14 protein-coding genes are annotated in these 19,972 nt (G+C 63.0%); 13 read left to right on the top strand and 1 reads right to left on the bottom strand.

Annotated features, from left to right (window positions below):
* Positions 1-16 precede the first annotated feature (16 nt).
* The 9 genes from C4J83_RS02990 (at position 17) to C4J83_RS02950 (ending at position 10,162) form a co-directional block, all read left to right on the top strand.
* Positions 17-412: a DUF2946 domain-containing protein gene (locus tag C4J83_RS02990; RefSeq protein ID WP_124416314.1), complete on the top strand. Its 396-nt coding sequence runs from the start codon at positions 17-19 to the stop codon at positions 410-412.
* Positions 413-458: 46 nt separating this feature from the next.
* Positions 459-941, top strand: coding sequence for a copper chaperone PCu(A)C (locus C4J83_RS02985; RefSeq protein WP_106577682.1), 483 nt, complete (start codon positions 459-461; stop codon positions 939-941).
* 64 nt (positions 942-1,005) lie between these two features.
* Positions 1,006-1,368, top strand: a complete 363-nt coding sequence (locus C4J83_RS02980) for a DUF2946 domain-containing protein (protein ID WP_124418828.1) — start codon at positions 1,006-1,008, stop codon at positions 1,366-1,368.
* Between the two features lie 93 nt (positions 1,369-1,461).
* A complete protein-coding gene (locus C4J83_RS02975; protein WP_124416313.1) occupies positions 1,462-3,522 on the top strand; it encodes a TonB-dependent copper receptor in 2,061 nt (686 codons plus the stop codon).
* A 117-nt stretch (positions 3,523-3,639) separates the two neighbouring features.
* Positions 3,640-5,022 (top strand): PepSY-associated TM helix domain-containing protein, encoded by a 1,383-nt coding sequence (locus tag C4J83_RS02970; RefSeq protein WP_124416312.1) that lies wholly within the window; start codon positions 3,640-3,642, stop codon positions 5,020-5,022.
* A gap of 151 nt (positions 5,023-5,173) precedes the next feature.
* Positions 5,174-7,282 (top strand): TonB-dependent receptor, encoded by a 2,109-nt coding sequence (locus C4J83_RS02965; RefSeq protein ID WP_124416311.1) that lies wholly within the window; start codon positions 5,174-5,176, stop codon positions 7,280-7,282.
* 140 nt (positions 7,283-7,422) lie between these two features.
* On the top strand, positions 7,423-8,211 hold the full coding sequence (locus tag C4J83_RS02960) for an ABC transporter ATP-binding protein (protein ID WP_119737830.1): 789 nt from the start codon (positions 7,423-7,425) through the stop codon (positions 8,209-8,211).
* Positions 8,208-9,155 (top strand): ABC transporter substrate-binding protein, encoded by a 948-nt coding sequence (locus C4J83_RS02955; protein WP_124416310.1) that lies wholly within the window; start codon positions 8,208-8,210, stop codon positions 9,153-9,155. The genes C4J83_RS02960 and C4J83_RS02955 overlap by 4 nt, the downstream gene beginning before the upstream one ends.
* Positions 9,152-10,162: a FecCD family ABC transporter permease gene (locus tag C4J83_RS02950; RefSeq protein WP_119737834.1), complete on the top strand. Its 1,011-nt coding sequence runs from the start codon at positions 9,152-9,154 to the stop codon at positions 10,160-10,162. The genes C4J83_RS02955 and C4J83_RS02950 overlap by 4 nt, the downstream gene beginning before the upstream one ends.
* A 7-nt stretch (positions 10,163-10,169) precedes the next feature.
* On the opposite strand, the gene C4J83_RS02945 is transcribed toward C4J83_RS02950, so the two are convergent.
* The gene (locus C4J83_RS02945; RefSeq protein WP_124416309.1) at positions 10,170-14,744 is read right to left on the bottom strand and encodes a hypothetical protein; all 4,575 of its coding nucleotides are present in this window, start codon (positions 14,742-14,744) and stop codon (positions 10,170-10,172) included.
* Positions 14,745-15,003: 259 nt separating this feature from the next.
* Here C4J83_RS02945 and urtA point away from each other — a divergent pair, with 259 nt between their 5' ends.
* The 4 genes from urtA (at position 15,004) to urtD (ending at position 19,849) form a co-directional block, all read left to right on the top strand.
* The gene (urtA, locus tag C4J83_RS02940) at positions 15,004-16,269 is read left to right on the top strand and encodes an urea ABC transporter substrate-binding protein (RefSeq protein ID WP_124416308.1); all 1,266 of its coding nucleotides are present in this window, start codon (positions 15,004-15,006) and stop codon (positions 16,267-16,269) included.
* 141 nt (positions 16,270-16,410) lie between these two features.
* Positions 16,411-17,913: an urea ABC transporter permease subunit UrtB gene (urtB, locus tag C4J83_RS02935; protein ID WP_124416307.1), complete on the top strand. Its 1,503-nt coding sequence runs from the start codon at positions 16,411-16,413 to the stop codon at positions 17,911-17,913.
* Positions 17,913-18,992, top strand: a complete 1,080-nt coding sequence (gene urtC / locus C4J83_RS02930; protein ID WP_119737840.1) for an urea ABC transporter permease subunit UrtC — start codon at positions 17,913-17,915, stop codon at positions 18,990-18,992. The genes urtB and urtC overlap by 1 nt, the downstream gene beginning before the upstream one ends.
* The gene (gene urtD / locus C4J83_RS02925) at positions 18,989-19,849 is read left to right on the top strand and encodes an urea ABC transporter ATP-binding protein UrtD (protein ID WP_124416306.1); all 861 of its coding nucleotides are present in this window, start codon (positions 18,989-18,991) and stop codon (positions 19,847-19,849) included. Before urtC ends, urtD begins: the two co-directional genes overlap by 4 nt.
* The last annotated feature ends 123 nt before the right edge of the window (positions 19,850-19,972 follow it).

Raw genomic sequence — 19,972 nt, 5'->3', positions numbered from 1 at the left:
CTACGGATTGTCCGCCATGGCCCGTCAACGCTTTGCAATTGTGTGGATCGCCTGCTTTGCAGTGCTGTTCAACGCCTTTGCCATGCCGATGGCAAGTGCGATGCAGCAGTCCAGCGACCCTGTTCAGCAATTGCTATGGGGCAGTTTTTGCTCCTCCAATGGCGCCAGCCTGAAGACCATTGCCCTGGGCAAGCTCGACATTCCGGCGCCGCAGCAGGACGACCACTCCACCATGCAGCACTGCTGGTGTTGCTCGGGCTCACCGCCTTTGGTGGCCTTGCCGGGGCATGTGCCGCAGTTGTATCTCACCCGTTTTGCAGCGGCGCAGAGCCTGCCGCCGCCTTCATCGCAAGCCCCTACCCCGCGCCAGCAATGGCCGAGCCTCAACCCGCGCGCGTCTCCAACGGTCTGATTTCTTCGCAAGTGAACTGCGTTTAGAACCGTTCTGGAGAACTGCCATGCTCAAATCTTCCCTGCTTCTGGCTGCGTTGTTGCTGCCGGTGTGTGTTGCTGCGAATGCCGATGACTACAAGGCCGGCGACCTGCTGGTCAGCGATCCCTGGTCACAGGAGCTGCCACCGAATGCGCCGACCGTCGCTGCGTATTTCGTGATTCATAACGCCGGCGAAACGCCGGACCGCCTGCTTGGCGTCGAGACGCCGGTAGCGGACAAAGCCGAGCTTCACGAGCATGTGATGCAAGGCGACTTGATGAAGATGCAACAAGTGCCCAGCGTTGCCGTGCCGGCCAAGGGGGATTTGACCTTCGCGCCAATGGCCTATCACGTGATGCTGCTGGGCCTCAAAGACCGCAGCCTGTTGGCCGACGGCAAGCAATTCCCACTGACCCTGACGTTCGAAAAAGCCGGCAAGGTTGAAGTCGAAGTTTCGGTTCAGAAAACGCCGCCAGCGGCTGGCCACGAGTCTATGCACGCTCAATAGGCCAACCTCGATGGGCGCCCCTCGCGCCAGGTTATCCGCGCAACGCCGCAAGCCCCTGGGTTTGATGCGCGCCAGCTGGATCAGCCTGTTCGCCATGCTGATGATCTTTATCGGTCCGCTGATTTCCCAAGCGATGCCGATGGATCATCACGCCGGTATGTCGATGGAAATGTCCATGGACATGCCCAGCTGCCATGGCGATGCACCGCAACACAGCAAAGCGCCTGACAAGCACCACGTGCTCTGGGAAAAGTGCGGCTATTGCAGCCTGCTCTTCAGTTGCCCGGCCCTGCCCGGCAGCGTGTCCTATATCACCCTCGGCACCGCGCCACCCGCCAACGCCCTCACCCCCGCCCCACGCCTGGGCCATGCCCGGCAGAGCATTTTCCCCGGCGCCCGCAGCCGCGCGCCCCCCATCACCGCGTAAGCCTTTCACCGCGCTACTTCACACCGGCCGACTTTAGACAGACAGCCGCAGGCTGCTGGCCGTGTTGTTTACGAATGATTGATGGAATTTTTCATGTCCAGGTTTTCTGCTGACACCCGTATGGGATGTACCCCCGTTTTCGCTGTTCTGTGTGGCGCACTGTTGGTGCCACAGGTACACGCCGACGATCATGAGTTAAGCCCCACGGTGATCACCGCGATTGCTCCCAGCTCGCCGCTGACCGTGATCACCAACCCCAAAGACCCGCGCCAACCGGTGCCGGCCAGCGATGGCGGCGACTACTTCAAGACCATCCCCGGCTTCGCCCTGGTGCGCAACGGCGGCACCAATGGCGACCCGGTGCTGCGCGGCATGTTCGGCTCGCGCCTGAATATCCTCACCAATGGCGGCATGATGCTCGGCGCCTGCCCAGGCCGGATGGACGCACCGACCTCCTACATTTCGCCGGAAACCTACGACAAGCTCACCGTGATCAAAGGCCCGCAAACCGTACTCTGGGGCCCGGGCGCGTCGGCCGGCACCATTCTGTTCGAGCGTGAGCCGGAGCAGTTCGGCGAGCTGGGCACGCGGGTCAACGCCAGCGTGCTGGCCGGCTCCAACGGGCGCTTCGACAAAGTCATCGATGCCGCCGCCGGCGGGCCGCTGGGCTACGTGCGCGTGATCGGCAACCAGGCACACGCCGATGACTACAAGGACGGCAACAACGACACGGTTGCCTCGCGCTACGACAAGTGGAACGGCGATGTCGCCGTCGGTTTTACCCCCGACGCCGACACCCTGCTGGAACTTACCGCCGGCCGTGGCGATGGCGAAGCACGCTACGCCGGGCGCGGCATGGACGGTTCGCAGTTCCTGCGCGAAAGCCTGGGCCTGCGCTTCGAAAAATCCAACATCGGCGAGGTGCTGGATAAATTTGAAGCCCAGGTCTACTACAACTACGCCGACCATGTGATGGACAACTACAGCCTGCGCACGCCGTCCGGCACCGGCATGATGGCCGGGCCCATGGCCTCCAACGTCGACCGCCGCACCCTCGGCGCGCGGATCAAGGCCACCTGGCGCTGGGCCGATGTGCAACTGATCAGCGGCCTGGATGCGCAGACCAACGAGCACCGCCAGCGCAGCAGCATGGGCGTCGACACCTACAAGGATCTGCCGCGCAACAAGGACGCCAACTTCCACAACTATGGCGTGTTCGGCGAACTGACCTGGTACGCCGCCGACCGCGATCGCCTGATCACCGGCGCGCGCCTGGACCGCGCCTCGGCCAAGGATTTTCGCCAGACGACCGGTTCAGGGATGATGTCCCGCCCCAACCCGACCGCCGACGACACCCGCGCCGATACGCTGCCGTCTGGCTTTGTGCGCTATGAGCACGACTTGGCCGACAGCCCCACCACTGTCTACGCCGGGCTGGGCCATTCGGAACGTTTCCCGGATTACTGGGAGCTGTTTTCCCCTAATACCGGCGCGGTCGGTTCAGTGAATGCTTTCGAGGGTGTGAAGCCGGAAAAAACCACCCAACTCGACTTCGGCGCGCAGTACAAAACCGCTGACGTGGAAGCCTGGGCCTCGGCTTATGTCGGCCAGGTGCGCGACTTCATCCTGTTCGACTACACGCCCGGCATGATGGGCACCACCTCCCAGGCGCGTAACGTCGATGCCCGCATCATGGGCGGCGAACTCGGCGCGGCGTACAAGCTGACGCGCCACTGGAAGGCCGATGCCAGCCTCGCCTACGCCTGGGGCAAGAACACCAGCGACGGCAAGGCCCTGCCGCAAATGCCGCCGCTGGACGCGCGTTTCGGCCTGACCTACAGCGAAGACGACTGGAGCGCCGGTGCCTTGTGGCGCGTGGTGGCAGCGCAAAACCGCATCGACCCGAACAAGGGCAACGTGGTCGGCAAAGACTTCGACAAAAGCGGCGGCTTTGGCGTGTTCTCGCTGAACGCGGCGTACCGCATCAATAAGCACTTCAAGGTCAGCACCGGCGTCGACAACCTGTTTGGCAAAGCCTATGCCGAGCACTTGAACCTGGCCGGCAACGCCGGCTTCGGCTACCCGGCCAGCGACCCGCAAGCCATCAAGGAACCGGGGCGCACGCTTTGGACCAAGGTGGACATGAGCTTCTAAAAGCTTCGCGAGCAAGCCCGCCCCCACACTTGGAATGCATTTCAAATGTGGGAGCGGGCTTGCTCGCGAAGGCGGCATAACTGAATAAAATTTTTAAAGCCTTTGCGGAGCATCCTGATGACCACTCAAAAGATTTCCTTCTACAACCTGGCCTGGCGCTGGCACTTCTACGCCGGGCTTTTCGTCGCGCCTTTCATGGTGCTGCTGGCCCTCACCGGCATCATCTACCTGTTCAAACCCCAGCTCGACCCGCTGATGTACGCCGACCTGCTCACCGTGCAAAGCGCCGAACACGCCTTGAGTGCCGACGAGCAATTACAGCGTGCGCAGGCAGCCTTTCCCCAGGGCAAAATCAGTAAATACCTGCCACCGGCCGACGCCACCAGCAGCGCGCAGTTCGTGATGCATGACAACGGCCGCGAAGTGACCGTATTCGTGGACCCGTACCGCGGCACCGTGCTTGGCGAACAGGATGCCAAATACAACCTGCAAGCCATCGCCCGCGCACTCCACGGTGAGCTGATGATCGGCACCGTCGGCGACCGCCTGGTGGAACTCGCCGCCGGTTGGGGCGTGATGCTGGTGGTGTCCGGCCTGTACCTGTGGTGGCCGCGCGGCAAGTCGTCGGCCGGGGTGTTATTGCCACGGTTCAACGCGCGTGGGCGCGTGTTCTGGCGCGACATGCACGCCGTCGCCGGTTTCTGGGGGGCGGCGTTTTTATTGGTGATGCTGCTCAGCGGCATGACCTGGACCGGCTTCTGGGGCAAGCAATACGCCGCGTTGTGGAATCGCTTTCCGGCGGCGATGTGGAACACCGTGCCGCAGTCGGATCAGCAGGCGCGCAGCCTCAATACCGCCAGCCAGCAAACCGTGCCGTGGGCGATGGAAAACACGCCGATGCCAATGTCCGGCGACCACGCCGAACACATGAACCACGGCGCCATGCATTCGGGCCCGGCTGCGCCAACCGTGCGTTTGCAGCAGGTGGTCGATCTGGCCAATGCTCGCCAGGTTGAGCCCGGCTACAGCATCACCTTTCCCAGCACCGCCGACGGTGTGTTCACCGTCGCGGTGTTCGCCAACGACCCACGCAACGACGCGACCCTGCACGTGGACCAATACACCGGCAAGGTGCTCGCCGATGTGCGCTGGGAACACTACAACACGGTGGCGCGCGCCACCGAAACGGGTGTGATGCTGCACGAAGGCAAGATGTTCGGTTGGGTCAACCAACTGATCGTGCTGCTGATCTGCCTGATGATTTTGCTCAGCGCGGTGAGTGGCGTGGTGATCTGGTGGAAACGCCGGCCTGCCGGTGGCCTGGGTGTGCCGCCGCTGCGCCATGACGTGCCGAAGTGGAAAACCGCGATGGGGATCATGCTCGCGCTGGCGATCATTTTCCCCTTGGTCGGCGCCTCGTTGATCGGGGTGTGGGCATTGGATCGGCTGGTATTGGCGCGCGTGTTCAACCAACGTGAATCTACCTCAGGTTCTGCATGAGGCAGGCGAGATGCCCACGGCAGAGCCCTTCTGTAGCCTTGCGCGACTTTTGTCCCGCAGCCAATAAGTGTTAACTTATAACACTTTCTGCGTTATCGTTGCTCGCCGCGCACTGCGGCGAGTACCCCTCCAAGAAGTGATTGATTGATCGATGAACAAGTACCTAGCGCCCGGCCTGTGCCTGCTCGCCCTGCACACCAGTGCCCAGGCCCTGACCCTGCCCGCCAGCCCCGTCACCGCAACCGCCGTGGATGACCAACGCGTCGACCTCAACACCCCGACCACTGCGGGCTCGCGCCTGAACCTTACGGCCCTGCAAACCCCTGGCAGTGTTGAAAGCCAGACCGGCGAAAGAATCCGCGAACGCGGCGACGCCAGTGTGCAGGACGCTATCTCGCGCGCCACCGGCATCAGCCGCACCGGCACGCCGGGCGACGGCGGCACCTCGTTGCAGGCGCGCGGCTTTACCGGGCAGAGTGCAGTGCTGCAACTGTACGACGGCCAGCGCATGTTCGATGGCGCGGGCACGTCCACCTTCCCGGTAGACACCTGGTCGGTTGAACGCGTGGATGTGTTGCGCGGCCCCGCCTCGGTGATCTACGGCCAGGGCGCCACGGGCGCGGTGATCAACACCCTGCCGAAAAAGCCGTTTGAGGGCGAGATCGAAAACCACCTGCGCCTCGGCTACGGTTCCTATGACCGCCAGCAGCAAGCCCTGGACAGCGGCGGCTCGCTGACCGACACCCTGAGCTACCGCCTCAACATCAACCGCCTGCGCAGCAACGGCTTCGTCGCGCGTGGCGACTCTGCCAGCGACTTTGTCAGCGGCGCCCTGCGCTGGCAGCCGGCCGACAACCTGAGCGTCACCCTGGCACACGACTATGGCGACCAGACCCCGCAGAATTACTACGGCACGCCGCTGATCAATGGCCAGTTGCACAAAAGCCTGCGCGACAAAAACTACAACGTCAGCGACGACAAACAGCACTACAACGACCAGTGGACACGCCTGACCAGCGAGTGGCAGATCAACGACAACGTCACGGCCACCAACGAGCTGTCGTACCTGAAAAACCAGCGTCGCTGGCAAAACGCCGAGAGCTACAACTATGTGGACGGCGGGCTCGTACGCCAGAGCTACCTGGGCATCAAGCACGATCAGGAGCAGGTCGGCGATCGCCAGACCTTCACCTTCAAACACACCCTGTTGGGCCTCGACAGCCAGACCGTGACAGGTATCGAGTACAACCGTATTCGCTTCCGTCTGGCGAGCAACGCGCCCTTCGACGACCTGCCGGGTGGCGGCCAGCCGGTGGACATCAACCATCCCGTGCCACAACCGTTTGAAAGCGACAGCCCCTTTATTGCGCAGTCGGTCAGCACCACCAAACAGCTCGCCGCCTTCGCTGAAAACCGCCTGCAACTGACCGATAAACTGTCGCTGATCACCGGCGCGCGCCGTGACTATCTGCACATCGACAGCAACGACCTGACCACAGCGAACCAGGACGCCGACAGAACCCTCACCGGCAACAACTGGAAAGCTGGCCTGGTCTACGCGATCACCCCGGACACTTCGGTCTACGGCCAATACGCCACCAGCACCGACGGCGTCGGCAGCCTGATCAGCTTGAGCCCGAGCCAGCAGCAGTTTGGCTTGTCCACTGCCAAGCAAGCCGAAGTCGGTATCAAGCAGGCATTCTGGGACTCGCGCGGCGAGTGGACGCTGGCGGCCTATCACATCGTCAAAAAGAAGCTGTTGACCAACATCCCCGGCACCACGCTGCAACAACAAGTCGGCCAGCAATCCTCGACCGGCCTGGAAGCCAGCCTCGACCTGCAACTGCCGAACGCCTGGCAATTGCAAGCGAACGCCGCCATCGTGCGGGCCAAGTACGACGACTTTTCCGAAGTGGTGAATGGCCAGGCGGTGTCCCGCGCCGGCAACCGCCCGGTGGACGTCCCCAACCGTACTGCCAACCTGTGGCTGAGCAAGGCCGTGACCGATAATGTGCGCGCCGGTGCCGGGGTGCGTTACGTCAGCGCGCGGTATGCCGACACCGCCAACAGCAGCGAGGTGCCGAGCTACACCGTGGCCGACGCGACCGTGTCGTGGAAGGCGATGCGCAACACCACGCTGGGCCTGGAGCTGAACAACCTGTTCAACCGCACTTACGCTGTCAGCCAGTACAACAACGGCCAGCAGTGGATTTTGGGTGAGCCACGTTCATTCTTCGTGACGGTGGATTACACCTTTTAACGGATACACCATGGAACCCTGTGGGAGCGGGCTTGCTCGCGAATGCGGTGTGTCAGCCATCACGTCTTTCACTGAACCACCGCCTTCGCGAGCAAGCCCGCTCCCACGTTGTTTGATCTGCGCTGACCTTGAGAATATGAATGGCCTCACTCTCACTCACCGACCTGACCTGGACCCCGCCGGGCCACGACCACTGCAATCACCAGTTCCAACTGCGTGACGCCAGCCTGCAGGTCGGTGCGGGGGAGTTTGTCGGGCTGATCGGTCCCAATGGCAGTGGTAAAACCAGCCTGTTGCGCTGCGCCTATCGCTTCACCAAACCGGAGCACGGCGACGTACTGCTCGAACACCAAAACGTCTGGAAGCACAGCGCCAAGTGGTGCGCACAACGCATCGCCGTGGTGCTGCAGGAATTTCCCGACGCCTTCGGTGTACGCGTGGATGAAGTGGTCGCCATGGGCCGCACGCCTCATAAAGGCTTGTTCGATGGCGACACGCTTCACGACCGACAATTGATTCAAGCAGCGCTGGCATCAGTCGGCATGCAGGGCTTTGAAGACCATGCGTTCGCCACCCTCTCGGGCGGTGAAAAGCAGCGCGTCATCCTCGCCCGCGCGTTGGCCCAGCAACCGCAATTGCTGATCCTCGACGAACCGACCAATCACCTCGACCCGCGTTATCAGCTTGAGCTACTGCGGCTGATCAAACGCCTGAACATCGGCACCCTGGCGAGCATCCACGACCTGAACCTGGCCGCCGCCTTCTGCGACCGCCTGTACGTGATCAACCACGGGCGCATCGTCGCCAGCGGCACACCTCACCACGTGCTGACCGCCGAATTGCTGCGTGACGTGTTTGGTGTTGACGCACTGATCGACACTCACCCCTTGTCCGGCTACCCCCGAATCACCTGGATAACCCAACCATGACCCTGCGCGCCCTGTTGTCTCTCGCCCTGATGTTCGGCACTGCCCAAGCGTTCGCCCAAGCGACCCATTACCCGGTGACCGTCAAAAGCTGCAACCGCGACGTGACCTTTCAGCAAGCGCCCAAACATGCGGTCAGCCACGACATCAACATGACCCAGATGATGCTCGCGCTCGGCCTCAAGCCGCAGATGGCCGGCTACAGCGGAGTGACCGGCTGGAAGTCGGTCACTCCGCAAATGGCCAGCAGCCTCGACGGCCTGCCGGAGTTGGCGAGCAAGTACCCGTCGGTGGAAACGCTGCTCAATGCCAACGTCGATTTCCTCTTCGCCGGCTGGGACTACGGCATGCGCGTGGGCGGCGACCTCACGCCGCAAACCCTGCAACCTTTGGGCATCAACGTGTATGAGCTGACCGAGTCGTGCGCCTTTGTGATGAAGCGCCCCGCCGCCACCCTGGAAGACACCTATAACGACCTGCGCAACCTGGGCAGGATCTTCGACGTGCAGGACCGCGCCAATGCCTTGATCGCGCAGATGCAGGCGCACGTTGCCGAGGTGCAAAGACACCTGCCCGCCGAGAAGCCTCGCGTGTTCCTCTACGACAGCGGCGAAGACCGCGCCATGACCTCCGGCCGCCTGGGCATGCCGCAGGCGCTGATCGAGGCCGCCGGTGGGCGCAATATTCTCGATGACATCGACGCCAGCTGGACCCGCGTCAACTGGGAAACGGTGGTGGAACGCAACCCGCAGGTGATCGTGATCGTCGATTACAGCGAAGTCACAGCCGAGCAAAAGGCGCACTTTCTGCTCAACAACCCGGCCCTGCAATCGGTGGACGCCATCCGTAATCAGCGCTTTATCGTGATCCCCTACGTGCAGGCCACGCCGGGCATCGATAACGTGCTGGCGGTGGAAACCCTGGCCAAGGGGTTCCACGGCGAATGATCACGCGGCGCTACGTACTGCTGTTAAGCGCCCTGGGTGCGTTGCTGTTGGTCTCCTGCGTGATTTCGCTGGGGTTCGGCTCGGCGCGGGTGCCGGTAGACGTGGTGTGGCACATTTTGCTGAACAAGGCGTTCGGCCTCGGTGAAGTGAATTGGAGCACCGGGCAGGAACACATCGTCTGGCTGATCCGCGTGCCGCGCATGCTGCTCGGTGCACTGGTGGGCGCCGGGCTGGCGCTGATCGGTGCGGTGTTGCAAGCGGTGACGCGCAACCCGCTGGCCGACCCGCACCTGCTGGGCGTGACCTCCGGCGCCACCCTCGGCGCGGTGATCGTGGTGCTGCATGTGGGGGAAATCATCGGCCTGCTCACGCTGCCCATCGCCGCCTTTATCGGCGCGCTGCTGAGCATGCTGGTGGTGCTGGCGGTGGCGAGCCGCAACGGGCGACTGGAGAGCGATCGCCTGCTGCTGTGCGGCGTGGCCGTGTCGTTTGTCATGATGGCGGCAGCCAACCTGTTGCTGTTCATGGGCGACCACCGCGCCGCGTCGGCGGTGATGTTCTGGATGCTTGGCGGGCTCGGGCTCGCACGTTGGGAGCTGCTGACGATTCCGTGTATCACGGTGCTGCTGGGCCTGTTGTTGTTGCTGAGCATGGCGCGCCCGCTCAATGCCTTGATGGCCGGCGAACAGACCGCCGTGACCCTCGGCCTCAACGCACGCACTGTGCGGCTGAAGGTGTTCCTGGTCGCCTCGTTGATGACCGCAGTGCTGGTGTCGATCAGCGGCTCCATCGGTTTTGTGGGGCTGATGGTGCCGCACATTGCCCGGCGCCTGGTCGGCGCCGAGCATCGGCGTCTATTGCCGGTGTGCGTGCTGCTGGGCAGCGTGTTCCTGGTGTGGGTCGACGTGGCCGCACGCACGCTGATCGCCCCCGAGGATTTGCCGATCGGCGTGGCCACGGCGGCGATTGGCGGGCTGTTTTTTATCGGGCTGATGCGCAAGCGCTGATAACACCTCAGAGTTCGTCCTTGTCCCGACCGTACTGGACGTCCAGCGGGTCAGGTTCGGCCTGCAGGTTGGCTTGCCACGCCGTGCCCAACACCCCTGCGTGGGTCCAGAAGGCGTCGGTTTCCAGCACCGCAAGCTGGCCGGCCGCCCACAAACCGCTGACCAACGCGCTGGGCAAAACCGACGCACCGGCACTCAGCAATTGCGTCTCGGCCGCCGTAAAACCGGGCACATACTTGAGCAGCGCGCCGCCTCGGCACGTCAGGTACACACTCTCGGCGACGGGGCGGTTGATCTTGACGATGTCCAGGTACGACCTCAGCTCGTTGCCGGAGACAAAATTGTTCAGCAGCTTCCATTCCTGCGCCTGCAGGTTCGGCACGGCAGCCATGCCTTTGTAGAAGGCCTGGACGGCGTTGACGGCGTAGCCGAACAGCGGGTGGGCGACGGTGACCTCAAGCCCGGCGCGCTCGAACCGGAACAGTTTCACAATCGTGTCCTGCAGCCAGGCGTGGCGGTCCTCTATCGGGTCAAGTGGCACAAACCCCGTAATCCCGGGACAGGTCAGCACCGCGCCGAGGTATTCGACGCCCTTGAACGGGCCCACCTGTTTACGAGCCCAGCGCGCCGCGTCATCGGCATGACTGAACAACGGCCCACAAAATGACAGCACGTGCGGGTTGTGTTCGAACGGCCAGGGTTCGGCGTTGGGCTGCCACTGCGCCGTCACGGCCTGCTCCTTGCCCCACACGGTGCTGCGCACCCGCACCTCCAGCGCGCCCCTGGTCGCCAGTTCTCTGACAAAGCTTGCGACGGTCGAGCTGCCCTCAAGCATGCGCCGGGCGATGGCGCCCGCTTGGCTGAGCATCGCGTAGGCCAATTGCCGGCCGTTCTTGTTGACCACATAGCTGAGCAGCGCCCCGTCGGCACACAGCAGGTAAAGCGGCAAGCCTCGGCTTTTGGACACATTGCTGACGAAGCCGACGCCACCGGCCAACGCCTGGGGAGTGAAGAAGCTGGTGGCCATGGCATCGCTGGGCGGCGCAATCGCAGCGGTAGAGGCGCATAAATACAGGCCATCCAAGCCATAGCCCTGGGGCAGCAAGCCGTCGGCAAAAACCTGTGCGAGCCGCGTGTAATCCCCGCGCACCAGCGGCAGAGTGGTCATGTAGGCATTTTTATTGACGGCCTTGAGCACGTAACCGAACTGCACCTCTGGCCGGGGCGATGCCAATCGTTGTGCATAACGTACGGCGTCGTCGGCGCGGGCAAAGATCGGGCTGCACGGCGCATCGGCGAATACCTGCTTGATCTCCAGGGCCGGCAGGGTCGCCAGATTCGCCACGAAAGGCGCGCTCACGCGCCGGGCAAACCCCCACAACGCATTGCCCTTGATAACGCGCAGGTCGCCGGCCTTGGCGACCTGGCCGACGAAGTCACCCGGCAGCAGGGTACCGGCCCGCAGTTGGCGTTCAACCTCGGTGTCTACTTGGTTGCCGTTCAGTGGGTTCAGGGGCACCAGACGCGCTTTCAGCGCCGCTTCCTCCACCGAGCCGGTCAACTGGTAACGCAGGATCGTGCCGTGGGGCCCGAACAGGTATTCGCGCTGTATGCGCGGGTCACGGTGCAACAGGTTCGACAGCACGGCGGTGGGCAACATGCTCTGGTAGATAGCCTTTTGCTCGGCGGCCAACAGCATTTGCGTCTCCTCGCCAAGCACCGAGCGGTAGCGCGCCACGACAGTGCTGCCATGGGGATAAAGCCCGCCAGTGACGGCCACATCGGGGTACACCCAGTTCAGCGCAACACCCTGGGGCGGCAAGGCCAATGGGTCCGTCGCCACGTACAGGCCATCCGCCTGCCGCAGCAGCACTCCGCCGTACGTGCGGCGGCGTCCCTCGCCGATAATGTCGGCGGCATAACGCGCCGCATCATCCGCGCTGGCGAAGGCCGGGCTCAACCGGCGTCGAGCCAGGTGCTCGTAGCCGGCCCAGGTACGCGATACCACGCCCGGGGTGTCCCAGCACTGGCTGGTGTGGATCACCTTGAGTTCACCTCGGTCGGCCCAGTCGCGGACAAAGGCTTGCGCCGTCTTCTGGCCCGAAATCAACAAGCGTTCGTCTTCCTCAAGGACCCTGTCCACCGGGCCGCCACTTCCCACGTTGAAGGGCAGCGACACGTACCGCAGCAAGGCGCCCTCCTCGGTCGAGAAGTACACCGGCAGGTTTTTGCCATGGTTATATTTTTCGCCCGCGCGCTTGGTGTCGTAGAGGGCGACGTACAGCACCTTGGGCATCACGAAGTAGCGGGTCAGCCAGGCGGTCGGGGCAGGCAGGCCCGCCGGTTGCCACTGCTGCGAACGAAACAATCCACACAGAACGAACCCGTCAGGAAAACGGAAATCGCCGCCCGCAATCGGGGCAAACACACGGTTGAGCTTGAACAGGGCATTCTGGTCGCCCGCGCCTGCGACCTCGCTCGCCAGGTATTGCTCGGTGTCCTTGTGCTTGAGAATAAAACCGAAGTACGCCTGCTCGGCAAGGTTGCGCCCATGAACCCGTGCGTGAAGGTTGCGAGCGGCCGCGTCTGCGCTGGCAAACAGCGCGCCATAGGTCGCGTAGTCCGGCGCGCCGACTCTTGGCGCATAGTCAAAATACGCAGTCCAGTCGTCATAGACCGGCGAGCGCGGGCCCCACAAGGCATTGCCCAGGATCACCCGCAAATCACCGGCTTCAGCCAGCACGATGACCCATTGCGCAGGCTTGACCTGCCCGCTGTCCAGCCGTTGCTGAGCGGCACTGCCACCCGGTTGCGGCGCAGTTTGGCTCAGCAGCCGTTGCTCAGCACTGGAAAAACTCGGCGTGTACGCCAGTAAACAATCCTCGGCGGCCGACAGATAGGCCGGCTGCCTGTGACTGATCACAGCGTGGATTTCATCGGCGGAAAAAACCTGCAGGTTGATCAGCGCGTCTTCACGGCTCCAGCGTCGTTGCGCCACCCACTCGGGGTCGATCATCGACAGCCCGGGGTGCGAGCCGTAACGCGCAAATACCTGATACGGCTCAGGCGGAATCATCGGGCCTTGCCCATCCGCAGAAAAAAACAGCAACTGGGCGAACGGGTTGGCATCACTTGCCTCAGGCGCGGTGATAAAGAAATGTCCTTTAGCGTCTTTGAGCACGTAGCCGCCGTAGGCATGCTCGCGGCGCCGCCCTATCTGCTCGTGCGCATACACCGCCGCATCGTGAGCCGAAATAAAGGCGCGGCTTATCACCGCCCGCGAAACACCGTCCAGCACTGCCGAGCGATTGTCTACCGGGCCGACCGTTCGCCAAAGCAACCCCGCCGCCACTACCGACACCGTCGTTGAGGCAATCACCCGGCGCACATAGCCACGCGGGCTCAGCGAGCCGGCCAGCAGCGCGGCCTGGGCGCCGTTGTCGTCAACATCAGCGCCGGCCAGGTCGGTCTCGGCGCCGGGCACTTGCAGTTTGAGCAGTGCGCCATCCGACGCCTGCAGATACAGCTGGAGCCCACGCGCCTTGTCCTGCAGCGCCAGGGTCGCGCGCGACTGGGTGATGGCGGCAGCCACTTCGGCGGGGGTAAAGAAGGTGGAATACAGCCAGGGTTCACGTGCGGGAATGTCCACGGCCAAGGGCGTGGCGCGGTAATAGATGGCCTCCAGTCGAAAGTTTGAGGGCAGGCGTAACTGGCCATCGGCGCGCAACGGAAACCGGGCTGCGGGAGAGAACAACGGCGTGCCAAGCGCCTCGGGGTAAGTCGCCACATACGCTTCGCCGCGCGTGTGCTTAAGCACAAAGCCCTGGGCTGAGCCTTCAGGGAACAACGCGCGCGCGGCCATCAGCGCCAGGTCTGCACGCTCGAAGACCGACGTGCAGAACGGCTGTTCCTCTGTCACCTGCGTGACGGCGGCGTTGATCCGCCAGCCGTGCTTGACCCGCCCGCGCACGCCGCCCCAGTGAGCGTTGGCCACCACCACACGCAGATCGCCGGCTTGCGCGGCCTGCCAGATCAACGACTCGAAATCTGCAGAGGGCGCGAATGGCTCCTCGCCGGCAATGCGCTTTCTCAATAGCACTTCGGCCGCCGAGCCACTGCTCACGTATTTGAGCAATGAGCCTTCGGGGCCGAACACATAGTGCGCCACCACTGAACGCCGGTGTTCGATGATAAAACGCAGGTCGGCAGGCGAGAAAAAACTGATGAACACCGAGGCCTGCTCATCGCTCATGCCGGGGTTGTGCCGCTTCACCTGCGCCATGTCCGGCGGGTGCGAGTGATAGAGCGCCTCGCAGGTATAGCCCTCGGGGGCGATGAAATTATCCTCGGCGTCGGTGGCCAGCACGATCCGATGATCGAAGGTGACGTGCTGGTCGGCCACAGGCGTTGTGGCAAACCAGTAGTGGCCCTGCTTGAGAATCGCACCACCCAATTCCTTGTCGGCCGCTGCGTAGTCGGCCTGCCCATAGGCCCAACGCGCGGCATCGTCGGCGCTGATAAACGGCGGGCTCAAGACCGGCAGGGTCGGCTGCGGCGCAGCGACTCTTGGGGTACGTGGCATAAGTTCAGTCCTTGGAAAGTGAGGAGCGGTCACTGTTCCATCAACGCGATTCCAGGCGGCGCTAGATAGTTGTCGACCCCGGCACCACTTCAGCGCACCCCGTGCACGCCCATCCCGCCAGCGCGCCGATCTGGTGCGCGCGCCCGGCCCTGCAGCGTCCGTCTGCTGCGCAAACAAGCGCCCGCGTGCACCTCGGCACAGCCTTTGCAAAAGCCTGTGCAATGCCCTCATAACAACTTGAGTTTCTGGAGATCGCACCATGAAGCGTCGCAGTTTGATCAAGGCTTTCACCCTGTCCGCCTCCATTGCCGCCATGGGTCTGACCTGGACCGTGCAGGCCGCCGAGACCATCAAGGTCGGCATCCTGCACTCGCTGTCCGGGACCATGGCAATCTCCGAGACCTCGCTCAAAGACATGGCGTTGATGACCATTGACGAGATCAACGCCAAAGGCGGCGTGAACGGCAAGATGCTCGAGCCAGTGGTGGTCGACCCTGCATCGAACTGGCCGTTGTTCGCCGAAAAAGGCCGTCAGCTGCTGACCCAGGACAAAGTCGCCGTGGTATTCGGCTGCTGGACCTCGGTGTCGCGCAAATCCGTGCTGCCGGTGTTCGAAGAACTCAACGGTTTGCTGTTCTACCCCGTGCAATACGAAGGCGAAGAGATGTCGCCGAACGTGTTCTATACCGGTGCGGCGCCCAACCAACAGGCGATCCCGGCGGTGGAATACCTGATGAGCGAAGAAGGCGGCGGCGCCAAGCGCTTCTTCCTGCTCGGCACCGACTACGTGTACCCGCGCACCACCAACAAAATCCTGCGCTCGTTCCTGCACTCCAAAGGCGTAGCCGACAACGATATCGAAGAGGTCTACACCCCGTTCGGCCACGCCGATTACCAGACCATCGTGGCCAACATCAAAAAGTTCTCGGCCGGTGGCAAGACCGCGGTGATCTCCACCGTCAATGGCGACTCCAACGTGCCGTTCTACAAAGAGCTGGCCAACCAGGGTTTGAAAGCCACCGACGTACCGGTGGTGGCCTTCTCCGTGGGTGAAGAAGAACTGCGCGGCATCGACACCAAGCCACTGGTGGGCAACCTCGCCGCCTGGAACTACTTCCAGTCGGTGGAGAACCCGGTGAACAAGAAATTCGTCGCCGACTGGAAGGCTTACGCCAAGGCCCACAACCTGCCGGGCGCGGATAAAGCGGTGACCAACGACCCGATGGAGGCCACGTACGTCGGTATCCATATGTGGGCGCAGGCGGTGGAGAAAGCCAAGTCCACCGACGTCGACAAAGTGCGCGAAGCCATGGCCGGGCAGACCTTTGCCGCGCCGTCGGGCTTCACCCTGACCATGGATAAAACCAACCACCACCTGCACAAGCCGGTGATGATCGGCGAGATCCAGTCTGACGGGCAGTTCTCGGTGGTGTGGCAGACCCAGGAGCCGATTCGTGCGCAGCCATGGAGCCCGTACATCCCTGGCAATGACAAGAAGCCGGATTACGCCGTCAAGAGCAACTAAGGCCCCTAGCGCAGATTAAAAATGTGGGAGGGGGCTTGCCCCCGATTGCGGTGCATCAGGCAACACATGCAGTGCCTGACACCCAGCCATCGGGGGCAAGCCCCCTCCCACACTGTCCGCGCATGATCAGGACATTTTGTTATGCCCACTGCCCTGCACCGTTTCATCCTCACGGCCTTGTTGCTGCTGCCTTTGGCGGTATATGCAGGCGACGCCGAAGACTTCCTCACTGCCAACCCGCCCCAACAAGCCAAGCTCCTCCAGGACTGGGCCGCCCAGCCTGACCCGGCACGCATCGAGCTGGTGGACGCCCTGCAACAAGGCCAGATCACGCTCAACGGCGAAACCAAAACCGTGCGCCTGAACAACCGCCTGCGTGGCTTGATCGACAACGTGCAGGCCAGTCAGCAGTTGCTCGCCGCCGACCCCAAGGTGCGCCTGGCCGCCGCGCAAACCCTGCAAAAAACCGCGCAGCCTGCGCAGCTCAAATTCCTCGACCAGCAAGTGGCCGCCGAAACCAACGAAGACGTGCACACCGCCCTCAGCCTGGCCCTGGCCAACCTGCAATTGGTTGATACCGACCCCGTGGTGCGCCTTGCTGCCGTGCGCTTGCTCGGCAGCACCGGCGACCCGCTGGCGCGCACGCGCCTCGAAGCCCTGCTCGCGCCGGGGGTCGAAACCGACGCCGCCGTGCATACCGCCGCCGAGACCAGCCTGGCGCAGGTCAAACGCAAATTGATGGTCGGCGAGATCCTCGGCCAGGCCTTCAGCGGCATGTCCCTGGGTTCGATTCTGCTGCTTGCGGCCCTGGGCCTGGCGATCACCTTCGGCCTGCTCGGCGTGATCAACATGGCCCACGGCGAGATGCTGATGCTCGGCGCTTATTCGACTTACGTGGTGCAACTGATGATGCAGCGCTACGTGCCAGCGGCCATCGAGTTCTACCCATTGATCGCGTTGCCGGTGGCGTTTTTTGTCACCGCCGCCATCGGCATGGCCCTGGAACGCACCGTGATTCGTCACCTCTACGGCCGTCCGCTGGAAACCCTGCTCGCCACCTGGGGCATCAGTTTGATGCTGATCCAGTTGGTGCGCCTGGTGTTCGGTGCACAGAACGTCGAAGTCTCCAACCCGCAGTGGCTGTCGGGTGGCATTCAAGTGCTGCCCAACCTGGTGCTGCCGTACAACCGCATCGTGATCATTGCCTTCGCGCTGTGCGTGGTGGTGCTGACCTGGCTGCTGCTGAACAAGACGCGCCTGGGCCTCAACGTGCGTGCCGTCACCCAGAACCGCAACATGGCCGCCTGCTGCGGCGTGCCCACCGGGCGTGTGGACATGCTCGCCTTTGGCCTGGGCTCCGGCATCGCCGGCCTGGGTGGCGTGGCCCTGAGCCAGGTTGGCAACGTCGGTCCGGACCTGGGCCAGAGCTACATCATTGACTCGTTCCTGGTGGTGGTGCTCGGCGGTGTCGGCCAGTTGGCCGGTAGCGTGATGGCCGCCTTCGGGCTGGGCATCGCCAACAAGATTCTCGAACCGCAGATCGGCGCCGTGCTCGGCAAGATCCTGATCCTCGCGCTGATCATTCTGTTTATCCAGAAACGCCCGCAAGGACTCTTCGCACTGAAAGGACGGGTGATCGACTGATGAACCAGCCATTGATGCTTACGGCCACGCGAAAGGCCGGCCCCACGCTGACAATAGCCGTCGGCGCGGTGATCCTGATCCTGCTGCTGGCGTTGCCTTTGTGTTCGCTGCTGGCGCCGGAAAACCCGCTGCACGTGTCGGCCTACACCCTCACGCTGGTGGGCAAGATCCTTTGCTACGCCATCGTCGCCCTGGCCCTGGACCTGGTGTGGGGCTATGCGGGCATGCTGTCCCTCGGCCACGGTTTGTTCTTTGCCCTCGGCGGTTATGCGATGGGCATGTACCTGATGCGCCAGGCCTCCGGCGATGAGCTGCCGGCGTTCATGACCTTTTTGTCGTGGACCGAACTGCCCTGGTATTGGGTTGGCACCGAGCACTTCCTCTGGGCGATGTGCCTGGTGGTATTGGCGCCGGGGTTGCTGGCGCTGGTGTTTGGCTTCTTCGCCTTCCGCTCGCGGATCAAGGGCGTGTATTTCTCGATCATGACCCAGGCTTTGACCTTTGCCGGGATGCTGCTGTTTTTTCGCAACGAGACCGGGTTTGGTGGCAATAACGGCTTCACCAATTTCCGCAGCATTCTGGGCTTTGGGATTACCGAACCGGGCACGCGGGCGGTGCTGTTTTTTGCCACGGTCGTGTTGCTGGTCGCCAGCCTCTACACCGGCTGGCGCCTGGCGCAGAGCAAGTTCGGCCGCGTGCTCACCGCCCTGCGCGATGCCGAGAACCGCTTGATGTTCTGCGGCTATGACCCGCGTGGCTTCAAGCTGTTTGTGTGGGTGTTGAGCGCGGTATTGTGTGGCCTGGCGGGCGCGTTGTATGTGCCGCAAGTGGGCATCATCAACCCCAGCGAAATGTCGCCGACCAACTCCATTGAAGCCGCCGTGTGGGTGGCCTTGGGCGGGCGTGGCACGCTGATCGGGCCATTGCTCGGCGCCGGTGTGGTGAACGGCATGAAGAGCTGGTTCACCGTGGCCTTCCCGGAATACTGGCTGTTCTTTCTGGGGGCGCTGTTCATCCTCGTCACCTTGTATTTGCCCAAGGGCGTGATCGGCCTGTTGAAGAAACGGGGTGAACAATGAGAGTCACAGCGACGGCGGAATTTATGCTCGAACCCATTCTTGAGCCAAACAAAGACGCGGGCAGTAGCCGCGATGCGATCGGCCTCGGCCAGGCCGCCGGCAAGGGCCTCAATACCCGCCACGGCACAATCCTGACCCTGGAAGACATCAGCGTCAGCTTCGACGGTTTCAAGGCGCTCAACGACTTGAACCTCTACATCGGCGTCGGCGAATTGCGCTGCATCATCGGCCCCAACGGCGCGGGCAAGACCACGCTGATGGACGTGATCACCGGCAAGACCCGCCCCAGCCACGGCAAGGCCTGGTTCGGCGAAACCCTCGACCTGACAAGCATGAGCGAGGTGCAGATCGCCCAGGCCGGCATCGGCCGCAAGTTCCAGAAACCCACCGTGTTCGAAGCCCTCAGCGTGTTCGAAAACCTGGAGCTGGCGCAGAAAACCGACAAATCCGTGTGGGCCAGCCTGCGCGCACGCTTGAGCGGCGAGCAAAAAGACCGCATCGATGAAGTGCTCGACACCCTGCGCCTGAGCGCCTCGGCGCAGCGCCCGGCGGGCTTGCTGTCACACGGGCAAAAGCAGTTCCTGGAAATCGGCATGCTGCTCGTGCAAGACCCGCAGCTATTGCTGCTGGACGAACCCGTGGCGGGCATGACCGACGCCGAAACCGAATTCACCGCCGAACTGTTCAAGCGCCTGGCAGGCAAACATTCGCTGATGGTGGTGGAGCACGACATGGGCTTTGTCGGCTCGATTGCCGACCACGTGACGGTGTTGCACCAGGGCAGCGTGCTGGCCGAAGGGTCGCTGGAACACGTGCAGGAAAATGAGCGAGTGATCGAGGTTTACCTCGGTCGCTAACCCAAGATGCGGGCTGCTTACTGTAAGAACCGATGCAGATGTGGGAGCTGGCTTGCCTGCGATGGCATCACTCGGTCCATCAGGCATATCGAGTTGCCTGCATCGCAGGCACGCCAGCGCCCA

It is taken from the genome of Pseudomonas sp. LBUM920 (genome assembly GCF_003852315.1).
In the GTDB taxonomy this organism is placed as follows: domain Bacteria; phylum Pseudomonadota; class Gammaproteobacteria; order Pseudomonadales; family Pseudomonadaceae; genus Aquipseudomonas.
This window is presented reverse-complemented; position numbering and strand designations above follow the sequence as displayed.